The 14,708-nt window shown below is 64.0% G+C and carries 12 protein-coding genes; 1 reads left to right on the top strand and 11 read right to left on the bottom strand.

Features of this window, described 5'->3' with window-relative positions; genetic code table 11:
* From EN749_RS16445 to EN749_RS16410, 8 genes are all read right to left on the bottom strand, one after another.
* Positions 1-246 (bottom strand): F0F1 ATP synthase subunit epsilon (locus EN749_RS16445; RefSeq protein ID WP_128363546.1); only part of this gene is annotated, 246 nt, incomplete at its 3' end.
* Between the two features lie 103 nt (positions 247-349).
* Positions 350-1,942 (bottom strand): F0F1 ATP synthase subunit beta, encoded by a 1,593-nt coding sequence (gene atpD / locus EN749_RS16440; RefSeq protein ID WP_164873751.1) that lies wholly within the window; start codon positions 1,940-1,942, stop codon positions 350-352.
* A 70-nt stretch (positions 1,943-2,012) separates the two neighbouring features.
* A complete protein-coding gene (locus EN749_RS16435) occupies positions 2,013-2,897 on the bottom strand; it encodes a F0F1 ATP synthase subunit gamma (RefSeq protein WP_127261419.1) in 885 nt (294 codons plus the stop codon).
* Positions 2,898-2,943: 46 nt separating this feature from the next.
* Positions 2,944-4,473, bottom strand: a complete 1,530-nt coding sequence (gene atpA / locus EN749_RS16430; RefSeq protein WP_023811756.1) for a F0F1 ATP synthase subunit alpha — start codon at positions 4,471-4,473, stop codon at positions 2,944-2,946.
* Positions 4,473-5,033 (bottom strand): F0F1 ATP synthase subunit delta, encoded by a 561-nt coding sequence (locus EN749_RS16425; protein ID WP_128287930.1) that lies wholly within the window; start codon positions 5,031-5,033, stop codon positions 4,473-4,475. Before EN749_RS16425 ends, atpA begins: the two co-directional genes overlap by 1 nt.
* Before the next feature lie 246 nt (positions 5,034-5,279).
* Positions 5,280-5,675, bottom strand: coding sequence for a DUF4345 family protein (locus EN749_RS16420; RefSeq protein ID WP_127322863.1), 396 nt, complete (start codon positions 5,673-5,675; stop codon positions 5,280-5,282).
* 95 nt (positions 5,676-5,770) lie between these two features.
* On the bottom strand, positions 5,771-6,466 hold the full coding sequence (locus tag EN749_RS16415; protein ID WP_128287929.1) for an aspartate/glutamate racemase family protein: 696 nt from the start codon (positions 6,464-6,466) through the stop codon (positions 5,771-5,773).
* 54 nt (positions 6,467-6,520) lie between these two features.
* Complete coding sequence (locus EN749_RS16410) at positions 6,521-8,704, bottom strand: primosomal protein N' (protein WP_128363545.1); 2,184 nt, start codon at positions 8,702-8,704, stop codon at positions 6,521-6,523.
* A 90-nt stretch (positions 8,705-8,794) separates the two neighbouring features.
* On the opposite strand from EN749_RS16410, the gene fsa reads away from it, so the two are divergent.
* Positions 8,795-9,451, top strand: a complete 657-nt coding sequence (gene fsa, locus EN749_RS16405; protein ID WP_127320636.1) for a fructose-6-phosphate aldolase — start codon at positions 8,795-8,797, stop codon at positions 9,449-9,451.
* An 87-nt stretch (positions 9,452-9,538) separates the two neighbouring features.
* Here the strand turns inward: fsa and EN749_RS16400 are convergent, their stop codons facing one another.
* The 3 genes from EN749_RS16400 to EN749_RS16390 form a co-directional block, all read right to left on the bottom strand.
* Positions 9,539-12,223 (bottom strand): DNA translocase FtsK, encoded by a 2,685-nt coding sequence (locus EN749_RS16400; protein ID WP_128363544.1) that lies wholly within the window; start codon positions 12,221-12,223, stop codon positions 9,539-9,541.
* A gap of 312 nt (positions 12,224-12,535) precedes the next feature.
* A complete protein-coding gene (gene lptE / locus EN749_RS16395) occupies positions 12,536-13,114 on the bottom strand; it encodes an LPS assembly lipoprotein LptE (RefSeq protein WP_128363543.1) in 579 nt (192 codons plus the stop codon).
* Positions 13,101-14,708: leucine--tRNA ligase (locus tag EN749_RS16390; RefSeq protein WP_128363542.1), on the bottom strand; the 1,608-nt coding region annotated here is incomplete at its 5' end. The genes EN749_RS16390 and lptE, both read right to left, overlap by 14 nt.

The following is a 14,708-nucleotide window of genomic DNA, read 5'->3' as shown; positions in this document are numbered from 1 at the left end:
TTCCGCCAGCAGCGTGCAGCCGGCCGGAACGATGTCGGCGAAGCCGCCGAACACCACATAGCGTTCTTCGCCGCCCGCCGCGGTTTTCACGGTGACGACACCCGGCTTGATCGTGGTCATGACCGGCGCGTGATGCGCCATGACGGTCATCTCGCCTTCGGCGCCCGGAATGACGACGGATTCGACCTGCTCGGAAACAAGCAGACGCTCCGGCGAGACCAGTTCGAATTTGAAAGCTTCAGCCATGATCAATTTAGCGAATAGCGAATAGCGAGTAGCGAATTAGTCAGAAGAAGAATTCGCCGGCCCATATTCCCAATTCGCTACTCCCTATTCGCTATTCGCTTGATTACGCCGCTTCAGCCGCCAGGCGCTGTGCCTTCTCGACTGCTTCCTCGATGCCGCCGACCATGTAGAAGGCGGCTTCCGGAAGGTGATCGTAGTCGCCGTTGCAGAGGCCCTTGAAGCCCTTGATGGTGTCGGCGAGGTCGACCAGCTTGCCCGGCGCGCCGGTGAACACTTCGGCGACGAAGAAGGGCTGCGACAGGAAGCGCTCGATCTTGCGGGCGCGGGCCACGGTCTGCTTGTCCTCTTCCGACAGCTCGTCCATGCCCAGGATGGCGATGATGTCCTGCAGCGACTTGTAGCGCTGGAGGATCGACTGCACCTGGCGGGCGACGCCATAATGCTCGTCGCCGACGACCAGCGGGTCGAGCATGCGCGAGGTCGAATCCAGCGGATCGACCGCCGGATAGATGCCCTTTTCGGCGATGGCGCGGTTCAACGTCGTGGTCGCGTCAAGGTGGGCGAACGAGGTCGCCGGCGCCGGATCGGTCAGATCGTCGGCGGGCACGTAGATGGCCTGCACGGACGTGATCGAGCCCTTGGTGGTGGTGGTGATGCGTTCCTGCAGCGCCCCCATGTCGGTGGCGAGCGTCGGCTGATAGCCCACCGCCGACGGGATACGGCCCAGCAGAGCCGACACTTCCGAACCCGCCTGCGTGAAGCGGAAGATGTTGTCGACGAAGAACAGCACGTCCTGACCCTGGTCGCGGAAATATTCCGCAACCGTCAGGCCGGTCAGGCCGACGCGGGCGCGCGCGCCCGGCGGCTCGTTCATCTGGCCATAGACGAGTGCGGCCTTGGAGCCTTCGCCGCCGCCCTTCTTGTTGACGCCGGATTCGATGAACTCGTGATACAGATCGTTGCCTTCGCGGGTGCGCTCGCCGACGCCGGCGAACACCGAATAGCCGCCATGCGCCTTGGCGATGTTGTTGATCAGTTCCTGGATCAGCACGGTCTTGCCGACGCCGGCGCCGCCGAACAGGCCGATCTTGCCGCCCTTGGCGTAGGGAGCCAAGAGGTCGAGCACCTTGATGCCCGTGATCAGGATCTGCGCTTCCGTCGACTGCTCGACATAGGTCGGAGCCGGCTGGTGGATGGAGCGCATTTCGGTCGCGTCGACCGGGCCTTCTTCGTCGACCGGCTCGCCGATGACGTTGATGATGCGGCCGAGCATGCCCGGGCCGACCGGCACGGTGATCGGCGCGCCGGTGTCACGCACTTCCTGGCCGCGAACCAGACCTTCGGTCGAGTCCATGGCGATGCAGCGCACGGTGTTTTCACCCAGATGCTGGGCAACTTCGAGCACCAGGCGGTTGCCGACATTGGTCGTCTCGAGCGCGTTCAGGATCGCCGGCAGGTGATCGCCGAACTGCACGTCGACAACGGCGCCGATGACCTGGCGAACCTTGCCGGCAACGCCGGTTGCCTTGCTGGCCACTGCCGATGTCTTGGCAGCAGCGGCCTTCACCGGTGCTGCCGCCTTGGCCGGGGCCGCCTTCGCGGCTGCTGCTGGAGCCTTTGCCGCCTTCGCGGGGGCTGCGGTCTTCGCGGCAGCGGCCTTGGGGGCTGCCGTCTTGGGGGTCGCTGCTTTCGCCATCGTCTTTACCCTTTTTCGTCCTTTGTTTCTCACGCGGTCCAGTCGCGGGTCGACGACCCGCGAACCACGCCTAGAGCGCCTCGGCGCCCGAAATGATTTCGATCAGTTCCTTGGTGATCTGCGCCTGCCGCTGGCGGTTGTAGGTGATCGACAGCTTGTTGATCATGTCGCCGGCGTTGCGCGTCGCATTGTCCATGGCGCTCATCTTGGCGCCCATTTCGCCGGCCACATTTTCGAGCAGCGCCCGGAAAACCTGCACGGAGATGTTGCGCGGAATGAGGTCGGAGAGGATTTCGCCCGGCTCCGGCTCATATTCGTAGACAGCGTTGCCGCCATCGATCGCCTCGGCCGGAGCCGAAGCAACGCCGGCCGGAATGATCTGCTGCGCGGTCGGGATCTGGCTGATCACCGACTTGAACTGCGAATAGAACAGCGTGCAGATGTCGAAGCCACCTTCGTTGAAGAGGTGGATGACCTTCTTGGCGATCGCATCGGCATTGACGAAGCCGAGTGTCTTGACCTCGCGCAGATCGACGCGGTCGATGATCATCGATGCATAGTCGCGGCGCAGGATGTCGAAACCCTTCTTGCCGACGCAGATGATCTTGACCTGCTTGCCGTCCGCCAAAAGCTTGCGAATATGGTCGCGGGCAAGGCGGGCGATCTGTGAATTGAAGCCGCCGCACAGGCCGCGCTCGGCGGTGCAGACGACGAGCAGGTGCACGTCGTCCTTGCCGGTGCCGGTCATCAGCGCCGGGGCATCGCCGCCGCCGCCGATTGCCTGGGTGATGTTGGCCAGCACGGAACCCATGCGCTCCGAATAGGGGCGCGCCGCTTCCGCGGCCTCTTGCGCACGGCGCAGCTTCGCCGCGGCGACCATCTGCATCGCCTTGGTGATCTTCTGCGTCGCCTTGACCGAGGCGATACGGTTACGAAGGTCTTTTAATGAAGGCATGCTTCAAACCTGATCCCGTCTTGTCTCATCCCGACTGGCAATTCGCTCAGGCGAAGGTCTTGGCGAAAGCGTCGATCTCGGCCTTCAGCTTGGCGCGCAGATCGTCCGACAGCGCCTTTTCCTTGCGGATGGCATCGAGGACGTCCTTGCCGGCCGAACGCATGTGGCTGAGCAGGCCATGCTCGAACTTGCCGACCTGGTTGACCGGCAGCTTGTCGAGATAGCCGTTGACGCCGGCGAAGATCACCGCGACCTGCTCTTCCGTCTTCAGCGGCGAGAACTGCGGCTGCTTCAGGAGTTCGGTGAGGCGCGATCCGCGGTTGAGCAGGCGCTGCGTGGCGGCGTCGAGATCCGAGCCGAACTGCGCGAAGGCCGCCATTTCGCGGTACTGCGCGAGCTCGCCCTTGATCGAGCCGGCAACCTGCTTCATCGCCTTGATCTGGGCGGCCGAACCGACGCGGCTGACCGACAGACCGACGTTCACCGCAGGACGGATGCCCTGGAAGAACAGGTTGGTCTCGAGGAAGATCTGGCCGTCGGTGATCGAGATCACGTTGGTCGGGATGTAGGCCGACACGTCGTTGGCCTGCGTCTCGATGATCGGCAGCGCGGTCAGCGAACCACCGCCCAGATCGTCGTTGAGCTTGGCGGCGCGCTCGAGCAGGCGCGAGTGCAGGTAGAAGACGTCGCCCGGATAGGCTTCGCGGCCCGGCGGGCGGCGCAGCAGCAGCGACATCTGGCGATAGGCGACGGCCTGCTTCGACAGATCGTCGTAGCTGATCAGCGCGTGCATGCCATTGTCGCGGAAGTATTCGCCCATGGTGGCGCCGGCGAACGGCGCCAGGAACTGCATCGGCGCCGGATCGGAAGCGGTGGCGGCGACGATGATCGAGTATTCGAGCGCGCCGCGCTCTTCCAGCACCTTGACGAACTGCGCGACGGTCGAGCGCTTCTGGCCGACGGCGACGTAGACGCAGTAGAGCTTTTCCTTCTCGGGGCCGTTGTCGTGCACCGACTTCTGGTTGAGCATCGTGTCGAGGATGATGGCGGTCTTGCCGGTCTGGCGATCGCCGATGACCAGCTCGCGCTGGCCGCGGCCGACCGGGATCAGCGCATCGATGGCCTTGAGGCCCGTCGACATCGGCTCGTTCACCGATTTGCGCGGAATGATGCCGGGCGCCTTGACGTCGACGCGCTTGCGCTCGACCGCCTTGATCGGACCCTTGCCGTCGATCGGATTGCCGAGCGCGTCGACGACGCGGCCGAGCAGACCGGGGCCGACGGGGACGTCGACGATGGCGCCGGTGCGCTTGACGATGTCGCCTTCCTTGATGTCGCGGTCGGCGCCGAAGATGACGACGCCCACATTGTCGGCTTCGAGGTTGAGCGCCATGCCGCGGATGCCGCCGGGGAATTCGACCATTTCGCCGGCCTGGACATTGTCGAGGCCGTAGACACGGGCGATACCGTCACCGACGGACAACACCTGTCCGACTTCGGAGACCTCGGCCTCCTTGCCGAAATTCTTGATCTGGTCTTTCAGAATTGCGGAAATTTCCGCGGCGCGGATGTCCATCAGCCGACCTCTTTCAGTGCAAGCTTGAGCGAATTGAGTTTGGTTTTGAGCGACGTATCGATCTGGCGCGAGCCCATCTTGACCACCAGCCCGCCGAGCAGCGACGGATCGACGGTAACGGAGATGGCCACGTCCTTGCCGGCAACGCTCTTCAGCGTCGCCTTGAGTTCGGTCTGCTGGGCAGCCGTCAGCTCGTGAGCCGACGTGACTTCAGCAGCGGTTTCGCCACGATGTTCGGCTGATATCTGGCGGAACGCCCTGATCATGCCGGGAATGGCGAACAGACGGCGATTACGGGCGACGACGCGCAGGAAATTGCCGGTGAGGCCGGCAATCCCGGCCTTGTCGGCGATCGCCGCGATGGCCTTGGCCTGGTCCTCGCTGGAGAACACCGGGCTGTTGATCAGTCGGGTAAGGTCGGCGCTGCCCGCGAGCATGGCTTCGAAGCTGTTGAGGTCGGCTTCGACCTTGGCCACGGAATTTGCCTGCAGGGCGAGTTCGAACAGCGAACCCGCATAGCGTTCTGCGACACCTGAGATTGGCGATGACGATTGAGCCACGGACCGTCTTTTCTCTTGTCTGACAGGCCGTAGATTGTTGGCGCGAGCAAAAACTCTGGCTAAATCTTTGACCTTACTGCATTTTTTCGAGCACGGAGGCGCGGCTTCCGCTATCCCCGGCCGAAAGTCGATTGCCGTCTAGCACAGGCATTTTAAGACCGCAATGCGTCGTTCCGCATGGTTTTCAGGCACTATTGTCGCATCCGGCGAAAGTCGCCCGCCTTCCATCGCGGAATACCCAACGATTCAAGGCAGAAAGCCGAAGGCAAAGGCGAGCGGCAATGCCGCCAGCACCAATTCCACCACGATGGAAACCCAATTGAAAGGCGTGTTGGCGCCATCCGACATCATCGACAGCAGCCGGCCGAAGGCGGTGAACAGCCAGGAGAAGCCAAGCGCCATGTAGATCAGCGGCTGCGCCAGCAGGATACAGCACAGTCCGACGCCGAGATAGAAGCCCGACATCCTGCCGCGCCCCTCGGCGATCGCCGCAGCCTTCTCTGGTTTGACCTGCAAGCGCAGGGCACGGAAGGCGAGGCCAGGGGCCAGAAAAAACAAAAGACCGAGCAGCACGGTGAAGACGGCGCTCGACCAGGCCAGCCATTCGCCCTGGCTCGTCGGCCATGGAAGCGCAAAATCCATCTTGTCCCCTCGAAATGCCTGTTTTGAAATTCCGGGCATTCTAGCGGAGGAAAAGAAGCGCGCCAGATGGATCCACGCACTTTAGGCGGCGCGCATCAACCGAGCGCGAATGCCACAGCCGCTTCGGCATGGATGCGCGTCGTGTCGAAGACCGGGATGTCGAAATCCAGCTGGCCTATGAGCATGGTGATCTCGGTGCAGCCCATGATGACGCTGTCGGCCGCCTCGTCGCGGCGCAGGCGCTCGGTCTCGGCGATATAGGCCGCCTTTGAAGTCTCCTTGACGATGCCCTGGCACAACTCGTCGTAGATGACGCGATGGACCATGTCGCGCCCGGCACTATCGGGTACGACAGGGTTCAAGCCAAATCTGTCGGCGAGCCGGCCCTTGTAGAAATCCTGCTCCATGGTGAAGCGCGTCGCCAGCAGTGCCGGACGCTGCATGCCGGCGCGCTTGACCGCCACCGCGGTGGCATCGGCGATGTGGATCAGCGGGATCGACACCGACGCCTGCACTTGGTCGGCCAGTCTGTGCATGGTGTTGGTGCACAAAAGCAGACCCTCCGCGCCGCCGGCCTCGAGCTTGCGTGCGGCTTCGACGAGAAGCACACCGGCGCCATCCCAGTCGCCATGATGCTGCCGCTCGGCGATTTCGGCGAAGTCGAATGACCAGAGCAGAAGTTTCGCCGAATGCAGCCCGCCCAGCCGATCGCGCACGATCTCGTTGAGCAGCCGGTAATAGATGGCGGTCGATTCCCAACTCATGCCGCCCAGAAGGCCGAGGGTTTTCATATGATATTCCGTTCCTCGCTCGCTTGCGGGCAACTTATCGCTGAAAGCGCGACCTTACAAAAAGCTCTGCGGGTCGATGTCGATCTGCACCCTGACCGAGCCGCACTGCTTCGGCCCGTTGGCCAGCATGGCCCTGATAAAACCTTGCATGTCGGCGCGCCGTTCGCCCTGGATCAGCAGGCGGAAGCGGTGGCGGCCGCCGAGCAGGGACAGCGGCGCCTCCGCCGGCCCCAGCACGAACAGATCTGTTGCCTCGGGCGCGGCGCGGCGCAGGCCGCGTGCGTGGCCTTCGGCTTCCGCTCGTGTCACCGCACTGACGATGACACCCGCGAGCCGGCCGAAGGGCGGCAGGGCAGCCCGTTCGCGCTCGGCAATTTCGCGCTCGTAAAAAGCCTCGGCGTCGCCGGAGACGATTGCCCGCATCACCGGATGCTCGGGCTGAAAAGTCTGCAGCAGGCCAAGGCTTTTCTTGCCGGTTCGGCCGGCGCGGCCGGTGACCTGACTGAGCAGCTGGAACGTCCGCTCTGCGGCGCGCGGATCGCCATTGGCAAGGCCGAGATCGGCATCGACGACGCCGACCAGGGTCATGTTGGGAAAGTTGTGGCCCTTGGCGACGAGCTGCGTGCCGATGACGATGTCGGCCTCGCCATCAGCGATCGCCTCCAGCTCCAGCCGCAGCCGCCGCACGCCGCCCATCAGGTCCGACGACAAGACGATGGTACGCGCGTCGGGAAAATGCGTCACGACCTCTTCGGCGATGCGCTCGACACCCGGCCCGCAGGCGACCAGATGGTCGAGCGTGCCGCATTCCGGGCAGGCTTCGGGGCGGCGCTCATTGTGCCCGCAATGATGGCAGACGAGCTGGCCGCGAAAGCGATGCTCGACCAGCCAGGCCGAGCAGACCGGGCAGCCGAAGCGGTGGCCGCAGACCCGGCACAGCGTCAGCGGCGCATAGCCGCGCCGGTTGAGGAACAGCAGCGACTGCTCCTGCCTCTCCAGCGTCTGGCGCATCTGGTCGAGCAGCACCGGCGACAGGAAGCCACCGCGCGCCGGCGGTGCGCGCCGCATGTCGACCGCCTTCAGATGCGGAAGTGCCGCCTCGGCGAAGCGAGCTGAGAGCACGGCCCTGTTGTAGCGGCCCTGGCTGGCGTTGACCCGGCTTTCGACCGACGGCGTCGCCGACGCCAGCACCACCGGAAAGCTGCCGATATGGCCGCGCACCACGGCCATATCACGCGCATTGTAGAAGACGCGGTCCTCCTGCTTGTAGGCAGGGTCGTGCTCCTCGTCGACGACGATCAGGCCGAGCTCCTTGAACGGCAGGAACAGCGCCGAGCGCGCGCCGGCGACGACCCGCACACCGCCCTCCGCCACTTGCCGCCAAACCCGCTCGCGCATCCGCGGCGGCAGGTCGGAATGCCATTCGCCCGGCTTGGCGCCGAAGCGCTGCTGGAAGCGCTCGAGAAAGGCATGCGTCAGCGCGATTTCCGGCAGCAGGATCAGCACCTGCCTGCCCTGGTCGAGCGCAGCCGCCACCGCCTCGAAATAGACCTCGGTCTTACCCGATCCGGTGACGCCGTCGAGCAGCGCGACGTTGAACACGCCGGCTGCGACATTGGCGCGCAGCATCTGCGCCGCGGCGCTCTGGTCCGGCATCAGGTCCGGAATGGCGTAGCCGGGATCGGGCGCGGCCACCACCGGGCGCGGCGGGATCATCACGGTCTCGAACACGCCTTGCGCCCTCAGCCCGTCGATCACCGTCGACGACACGCCGGCGGCGTGAGCGAGGCCGGAGCGCGTCCAGGCAAGGCCGCCTTCGGCCGTCTCCAGCACACGCTGCCTGGCGCCCGTCATCCGGTCGGGTGCGAGAAGCGTGCGCTGCAACCCTTCGATCCACGGTTCGGGGTCGAAAGCCTCCGGCGCCCTGAGCAGCATGCGCGCCACCATGCCCGGAGGCGACAGCGTGTACTGCGCCACCCAGTCGACGAAACGGCGCATCGCGTGGTCGATCGGCGGGCAGTCGAAGACCTGTTCGATGGGGCGCAGCTTTTTCGCGTTGACCTTCTCGACCGCGCCATCCCAGACGATGCCGGCGACCTGCCGCGGCCCGAGCGGCACGCGCACGATCGAGCCCGGCACCACGCGCATGCCGGCCGGCACGGCATAGGTGTAGGGGCGTTCGGCGGGCATCGGCACCAGCACCGGTGCGGCTGCGACAAAGGGCGAATCTTCGATCATGAGGCGTGACCTTGCCCTGACTTTGGTCTAGATCAAAGGCCGACCCCGAATGTGCATGACATGCACATGAAAATCTTCAGGAGACCCGCCATGAAATTTTTTGTCGACACCGCCGACGTCAAGGATATCCGTGAGCTGAATGATCTGGGGCTGCTCGACGGCGTCACCACCAATCCGTCGCTGATCCTCAAATCCGGCGGCAAGATCGCCGACGTGACCAAAGAGATCTGCGACATCGTCAAGGGTCCGGTCTCGGCTGAAGTCACCGCCACTGAATATTCCGAGATGATGCAGCAGGCCAAGGTTCTGGCCAAGATCGCCGACAATGTCTGCATCAAGGTGCCGCTGACGCTGGACGGTCTCAAGGCCTGCAAGACGATCCGCACCGAGATGAACCGCCTGGTCAACGTCACGCTGTGCTTTTCGGCCAACCAGGCGCTGCTGGCGGCCAAGGCCGGTGCCTCGTTCATCTCGCCCTTCGTCGGCCGCGTCGACGACATCGGCATCGACGGCATGGAGCTGATCCAGGAGATCAGGCAGATCTACGACAATTACGATTTCCAGACCGAGATCCTCGTCGCTTCGGTGCGCACCGTGAACCACGTCAAGCAGGCGGCCCTCATCGGCGCCGATGTCGTGACCGCGCCGCCGGCGACCCTGAAGGCGCTGGTCAAGCACCCGCTGACCGACAAGGGCCTGGAACAGTTCCTAGCCGACTGGGCAAAGACCGGCCAATCGATCGGCTGAGAATGGCGATCGGCTGAGACCAATCGCTTGTAATAAAAAAGGCCGGGCAACCGGCCTTTTTGATGTGCGCTTCAAGCGGGCTGCCGATCAGTCCGTGCCATCGTCCTCGGGCGCGCTTGCCGGCTGGCGCCGGCCCATGATGATTTCGCGTTTGCCGACATGGTTGGGTGCGCCGACCAGGCCTTCCTTTTCCATACGCTCGACCAGGGACGCGGCGCGGTTGTAGCCGATGCCGAGGCGGCGCTGGATGTAGGACGTCGAGCACTTCTTGTCGCGCACCACCACCTTCACCGCCTCGTCGTAGATCGCATCACTGTCTTCGGCTGCGACGGATCCCTTGTCGAAGGCCGCGCCCTGGTCTTCTTCGATTTCTTCCTCGTCCTCGTCGGCCGTCACGGTTTCCAGATATTCAGGGCGCCCTTGCGCCTTGAGATGCGCGACCACATGCTCGACCTCGGCGTCGGAAACAAACGGCCCATGCACGCGCGAAATGCGCCCGCCGCCCATCATGTGCAGCATGTCGCCCTGGCCAAGCAATTGTTCGGCGCCCTGCTCGCCCAGGATGGTGCGGCTGTCGATCTTCGATGTCACCTGGAAGGAAATCCGGGTCGGGAAGTTGGCCTTGATCGTGCCGGTGATGACGTCGACCGAGGGGCGCTGCGTTGCCATGATCAGGTGAATGCCGGCAGCGCGCGCCATCTGCGCCAGTCGCTGGATCGCGCCTTCGATCTCCTTGCCGGCGACCATCATCAGGTCGGCCATCTCGTCGACGATGACGACGATGTAGGGCATCGGCGCAAGGTCGATTTCCTGCTGTTCGAAAAGCGGTTCGCCGGTGCCCTTTTCGAAGCCGGTCTGCACGGTCATGACGACGGTTTCGCCCTTGTCGCGGGCTTGAGCGGCACGCTCGTTGTAGCCGTCGATGTTGCGCACACCGAGCCGCGCCATCTTGCGATACCGGTCCTCCATTTCGCGCACGGCCCATTTGAGCGCCGTGACGGCCTTCTTGGGATCGGTGACGACGGGCGTCAGAAGATGCGGAATGCCGTCATAGACGGAGAGTTCGAGCATTTTGGGATCGACCATGATCAGCCGGCATTCTTCCGGCTTCAGCCGATAGAGCAACGACAGGATCATGGTGTTGATGGCGACCGACTTGCCAGAACCGGTGGTTCCGGCCACCAGCAGATGCGGCATCTTCGCCAGCTCGGCGATCACCGGCTCGCCGCCGATCGTCTTGCCCAAGCAAAGCGCCAGCTTGCAGCTGGTCTTGCGGAAGCCTTCCGATTCGATCAGCTCCCGGAAATAGACGGTTTCGCGCGTCTCGTTCGGGAGCTCGATGCCGATGACGTTGCGGCCAGGCACGACGGCGACGCGCGCCGAAATCGCCGACATGGAGCGGGCGATATCGTCGGCAAGCCCGATGACGCGAGAAGATTTGACGCCCGGCGCCGGCTCGAACTCATAGAGCGTGACCACCGGGCCTGGGCGAACATGAATGATCTCGCCACGCACGCCGAAGTCCTCGAGCACGCTTTCCAGCAGATCGGCATTCTGCTCGAGCCGCTCCTGCGACATGTAGAAGCCTTGTCCCTCCGGTGGCTGCTGCAACAGCTCTTCCGAGGGAAGCTCATAGGGATCGCCCGCGGTTGACAGCACGACCTTTCCAGCCCCAGGCAAGCGCGCAGAGCGGGCGGCAACGGCCCTGGCAGGGACGTTCACAATTGGCGCGGCCGAGGCGGAAACGGCGTCGCTTTTGGCGGCTGGGATTGCGACAGGCTGGACCGGCGACGGCGCATCGCTCGCCGGCACGCCGGGTTGGGCGACGGCCTGGTTCGAATTGGCCGGCCAAGCATCCGGCAACGGCTTCAAGGCTTGGCCCGGAAGGCAGTCGATGACACGAAACAATGCGGTGGCATCGGTCCCTGGGCGAATATCGATCGGCATAGCGGTGACTGGCGCCGCGGCGAGCGGCGCAGGCGACGCTGGACCGGTCTGCCGGGCCGGCGACGAAACGTCGACCAGATAGGGGGCCATGGCCTCGAAGAAGGCATGATCCGAAAGATACGGCCAGCGCAGCCTTTCGGAAGTGGTCGTTTTGATCGGGCCGCCCGGAGCAACGGACGCACGCGCGGATGCCTGCCCCGTTGCGGCCGTCCTCGGCGGCATCGGCGCAACGGCTGGCACCTTCTCCCTGGCGCGCCCCGCGGCAACAAAAGCAGCAGCCGGCGGCAGTGGCCCTTGCGTGGCGTGGCCGGCCAGCGGCTGGGAAGCAGGGCTTTTCACCGAAGCCGGCAATGCCAGGAGCGAAGGCGCGGAGGACGCCCCTTTGATCATGGATTGCGCAACGGCTTGCTCTGCTGGGCGCGTCGCGGCGTGTTCGACAACACGCTCGTGCTGCGGACGATGCTTCCTGGCCTCATAGTCCGGCGTGCGTGTAAAACGCACGTTGGGTGCAAGGAAGAAATATTCCTGCCAGGCAGGGCTCTCGATATCGCCGATTTTCGAAAGCGTGTCGTCCGAGCCACCCCGCGGCTCCATATAGGGCCGCTTGTTGCCACCGAGATCGACCACCGGCGCTGAATAGCCGGCCTGGCGTGTGGCGGGCTGCCGGCCGCCCGGCTCCTTGCGAGCCGGACGATCAAGGTCGCCTGCCGCAGAAGAACCTCGCTGACCACCCCTGTCGCCGATGCTCTCGGAGCGCTTCCCCTCGGGATCATCAGGCGATGCGGCCGTCGATAAATTGACCCGGGAAAAACGCTTGGCTTCCATTCTCAAGACTCACTCTGAAATGTCTGCCGAGCAATAGGGAGCGAGTGGTTAACAGTTGCTTCCCGGATGGATCGCCGACCATCCTGGGCACCAAAATCTTCGTGGTAATCTGCGAGCGACACGGCACGATCGTCGTTCTCGCCGCATCCACGCCGGTGGCGCGATCTACTCGCCGTGCCGCAGCAGCTCGATGGGTATCTTCGGACAATCCCTGTTCGGGAATCTGGCTCTGTTCGGGAATCTGGTCATGATCCCGCGATCACCCCATCATGCCTGGGGCGCCGGACCGTTTCCGTGAAGCGATGAGGTGCGCTAGCCGGTCTTGCCGTGCCGGACAAGGTCCTGGGCAATGGACAGCTGCAGCGCTTCCGCCAACTCTCGCGCAGCGCGATTCTCGGCGTCAATCTGCGCCCGGTATGCGGCGAATTCCTGACGCGGCCTGTCGAAGGACGAGGTGATCGAACGCTTGCCGGATGCGATCACCACGCCGGTCTTCGCATCGGCCAGCGTATAGCTGCCGGTCAGCGTCACGGAACCGGCGGTCGGTTCGTCTTCATCCGTTCCGACCTGCACGAGTGCCGCGGACTCGACCGCTTCGGTCACGCCGAGATTGAGCGAATAGATCGGCGAGGCCGGCTCGCCGGCGCCTCGTCCAAACCCGAAAATCAGATTGTTGCGCACCTGTTGGCCGTAACGCGTATTGACCGGCTTGATGCCGATCAACGCCAGTTCGGCACTGGCACTGGCCTGCGAACCCGACAGTGGCGCGCTCGAATAGAGCGGCCGCACCGTGCAGGCCGAGACAAGCGCGAGCGAACCTATCAGGCCGGCAAGCGCAATGCGGCGCAGCAAATGGCTCAACTCTGTCTTTTCCCGATCAGGCAACGACATTGACGATCCTCTGCGGCACGATGATCACCTTGCGCGGAGCCTTACCTTCAAGTGCTTTCTGCACGAAGTCGAGAGCCAATACCGCTTTTTCGACCGCACCTTGGTCCGCGTCGCGGGCAATTGTCAAATCCCCCCGCTTCTTGCCGTTGACCTGTACCGGATAGGTGACTTCGTTGTCGACCACCAGCGCCGGATCGAAGACCGGCCAAGGCCGTTCGGCAACGAGATCGGTGCCGCCAAGCGTTGCCCAGCACTCCTCGGCCAGATGCGGCATGATCGGCGCGATCAGATGCACGAGAATCTCCACCGCCTGCCGACAGGCGCCTTTCAACGCTGCATCGGCCTTGCCTTCGGCCACCTCGTTGAGCGGCGTGGTCAGCGCGTTGGCCAGTTCGTAGATGCGGGCGATGGCGCGGTTAAAAGCGAGCTTCTCGATATCCTCTCCGACCGCCTTCAGGATCTTGTGCGCGGCCTTGGAAACCACCGCGGCCTCGCCGCTGCTGGCCGCTAAGGGCTTGATGCCGGCCAGTGTTTCGGCCGCCGTCGACACCAGGCGCCAGATGCGCTGGATGAAGCGATGCGCACCGGCAGCGCCATCGTCGGTCCACTCGACATCGCGCTCGGGAGGAGAATCGGACAGCATGAACCAGCGCGCCGTATCGGCGCCGTAGCCATCGGTGATGTCTTCCGGGCTCACCGTGTTCTTTTTCGATTTCGACATCTTTTCCAGCGGGCCGATGGTGACGGCCTCGCCGGTGGCGATGTCGATGGCGCTGCGCTTGCCGTCGACGTCCTCCAGCCGAACTTCGGTGGGCGCCAGCCAGCGGCCATTCGATGCCGAGCCGACGCGATAGGTTTCGTGCACCACCATGCCTTGCGTGAACAGGCCCTTGAACGGCTCGGCCAGATCGACATGGCCGGCCTCGCGCATGGCGCGGGTGAAGAAGCGCGAATAGAGCAGATGCAGGATCGCGTGCTCGATCCCGCCAATATACTGGTCGACCGGCAGCCATTCGTTGGCCGCCTTGGGATCGGTCGGTTCATGCGCCCACGGCGCGGTGAAGCGGGCAAAGTACCACGACGAATCGACGAACGTGTCCATCGTGTCGGTTTCGCGCCGCGCATCCCTGCCGCATTGCGGACATTTCACATGGCGCCATGTCGGATGCCGGTCGAGCGGATTGCCCGGGCGATCGAAATCGACATCGTCGGGCAGCTTCACCGGCAGGTCCACCTTCGGCACCGGCACCACGCCGCAAGCCTCGCAATGGATCATCGGGATCGGGCAGCCCCAGTAGCGCTGGCGCGAAATGCCCCAGTCGCGCAGGCGGAAATTCACCTTGCGCTCGGCCATCGGCCGGTTGCCGATGGTCTTCTGCTCCAGCAGTTTGGCGACTTCGTCGAAAGCCTGATCCGGCTTCATGCCGTCGAGAAAGCGCGAATTGATCATCACGCCGTCATCGACATAGGCTTCGTCGATGATCTGGAACGTCGCCGGATTCTCGCCTTCCGGCATCACCACCGGAATCACCGGCAGGCCGTATTTGTTGGCGAAGTCGAGGTCGCGCTGGTCGCCGGACGGACAGCCGAAAAT

It is taken from the genome of Mesorhizobium sp. M7A.F.Ca.ET.027.02.1.1 (genome assembly GCF_004022985.1).
Classification (GTDB): Bacteria; Pseudomonadota; Alphaproteobacteria; order Rhizobiales; family Rhizobiaceae; genus Mesorhizobium.
Note: the sequence above shows the minus strand (reverse complement) of the source record. Positions and strands in the feature narration are given on the sequence as shown.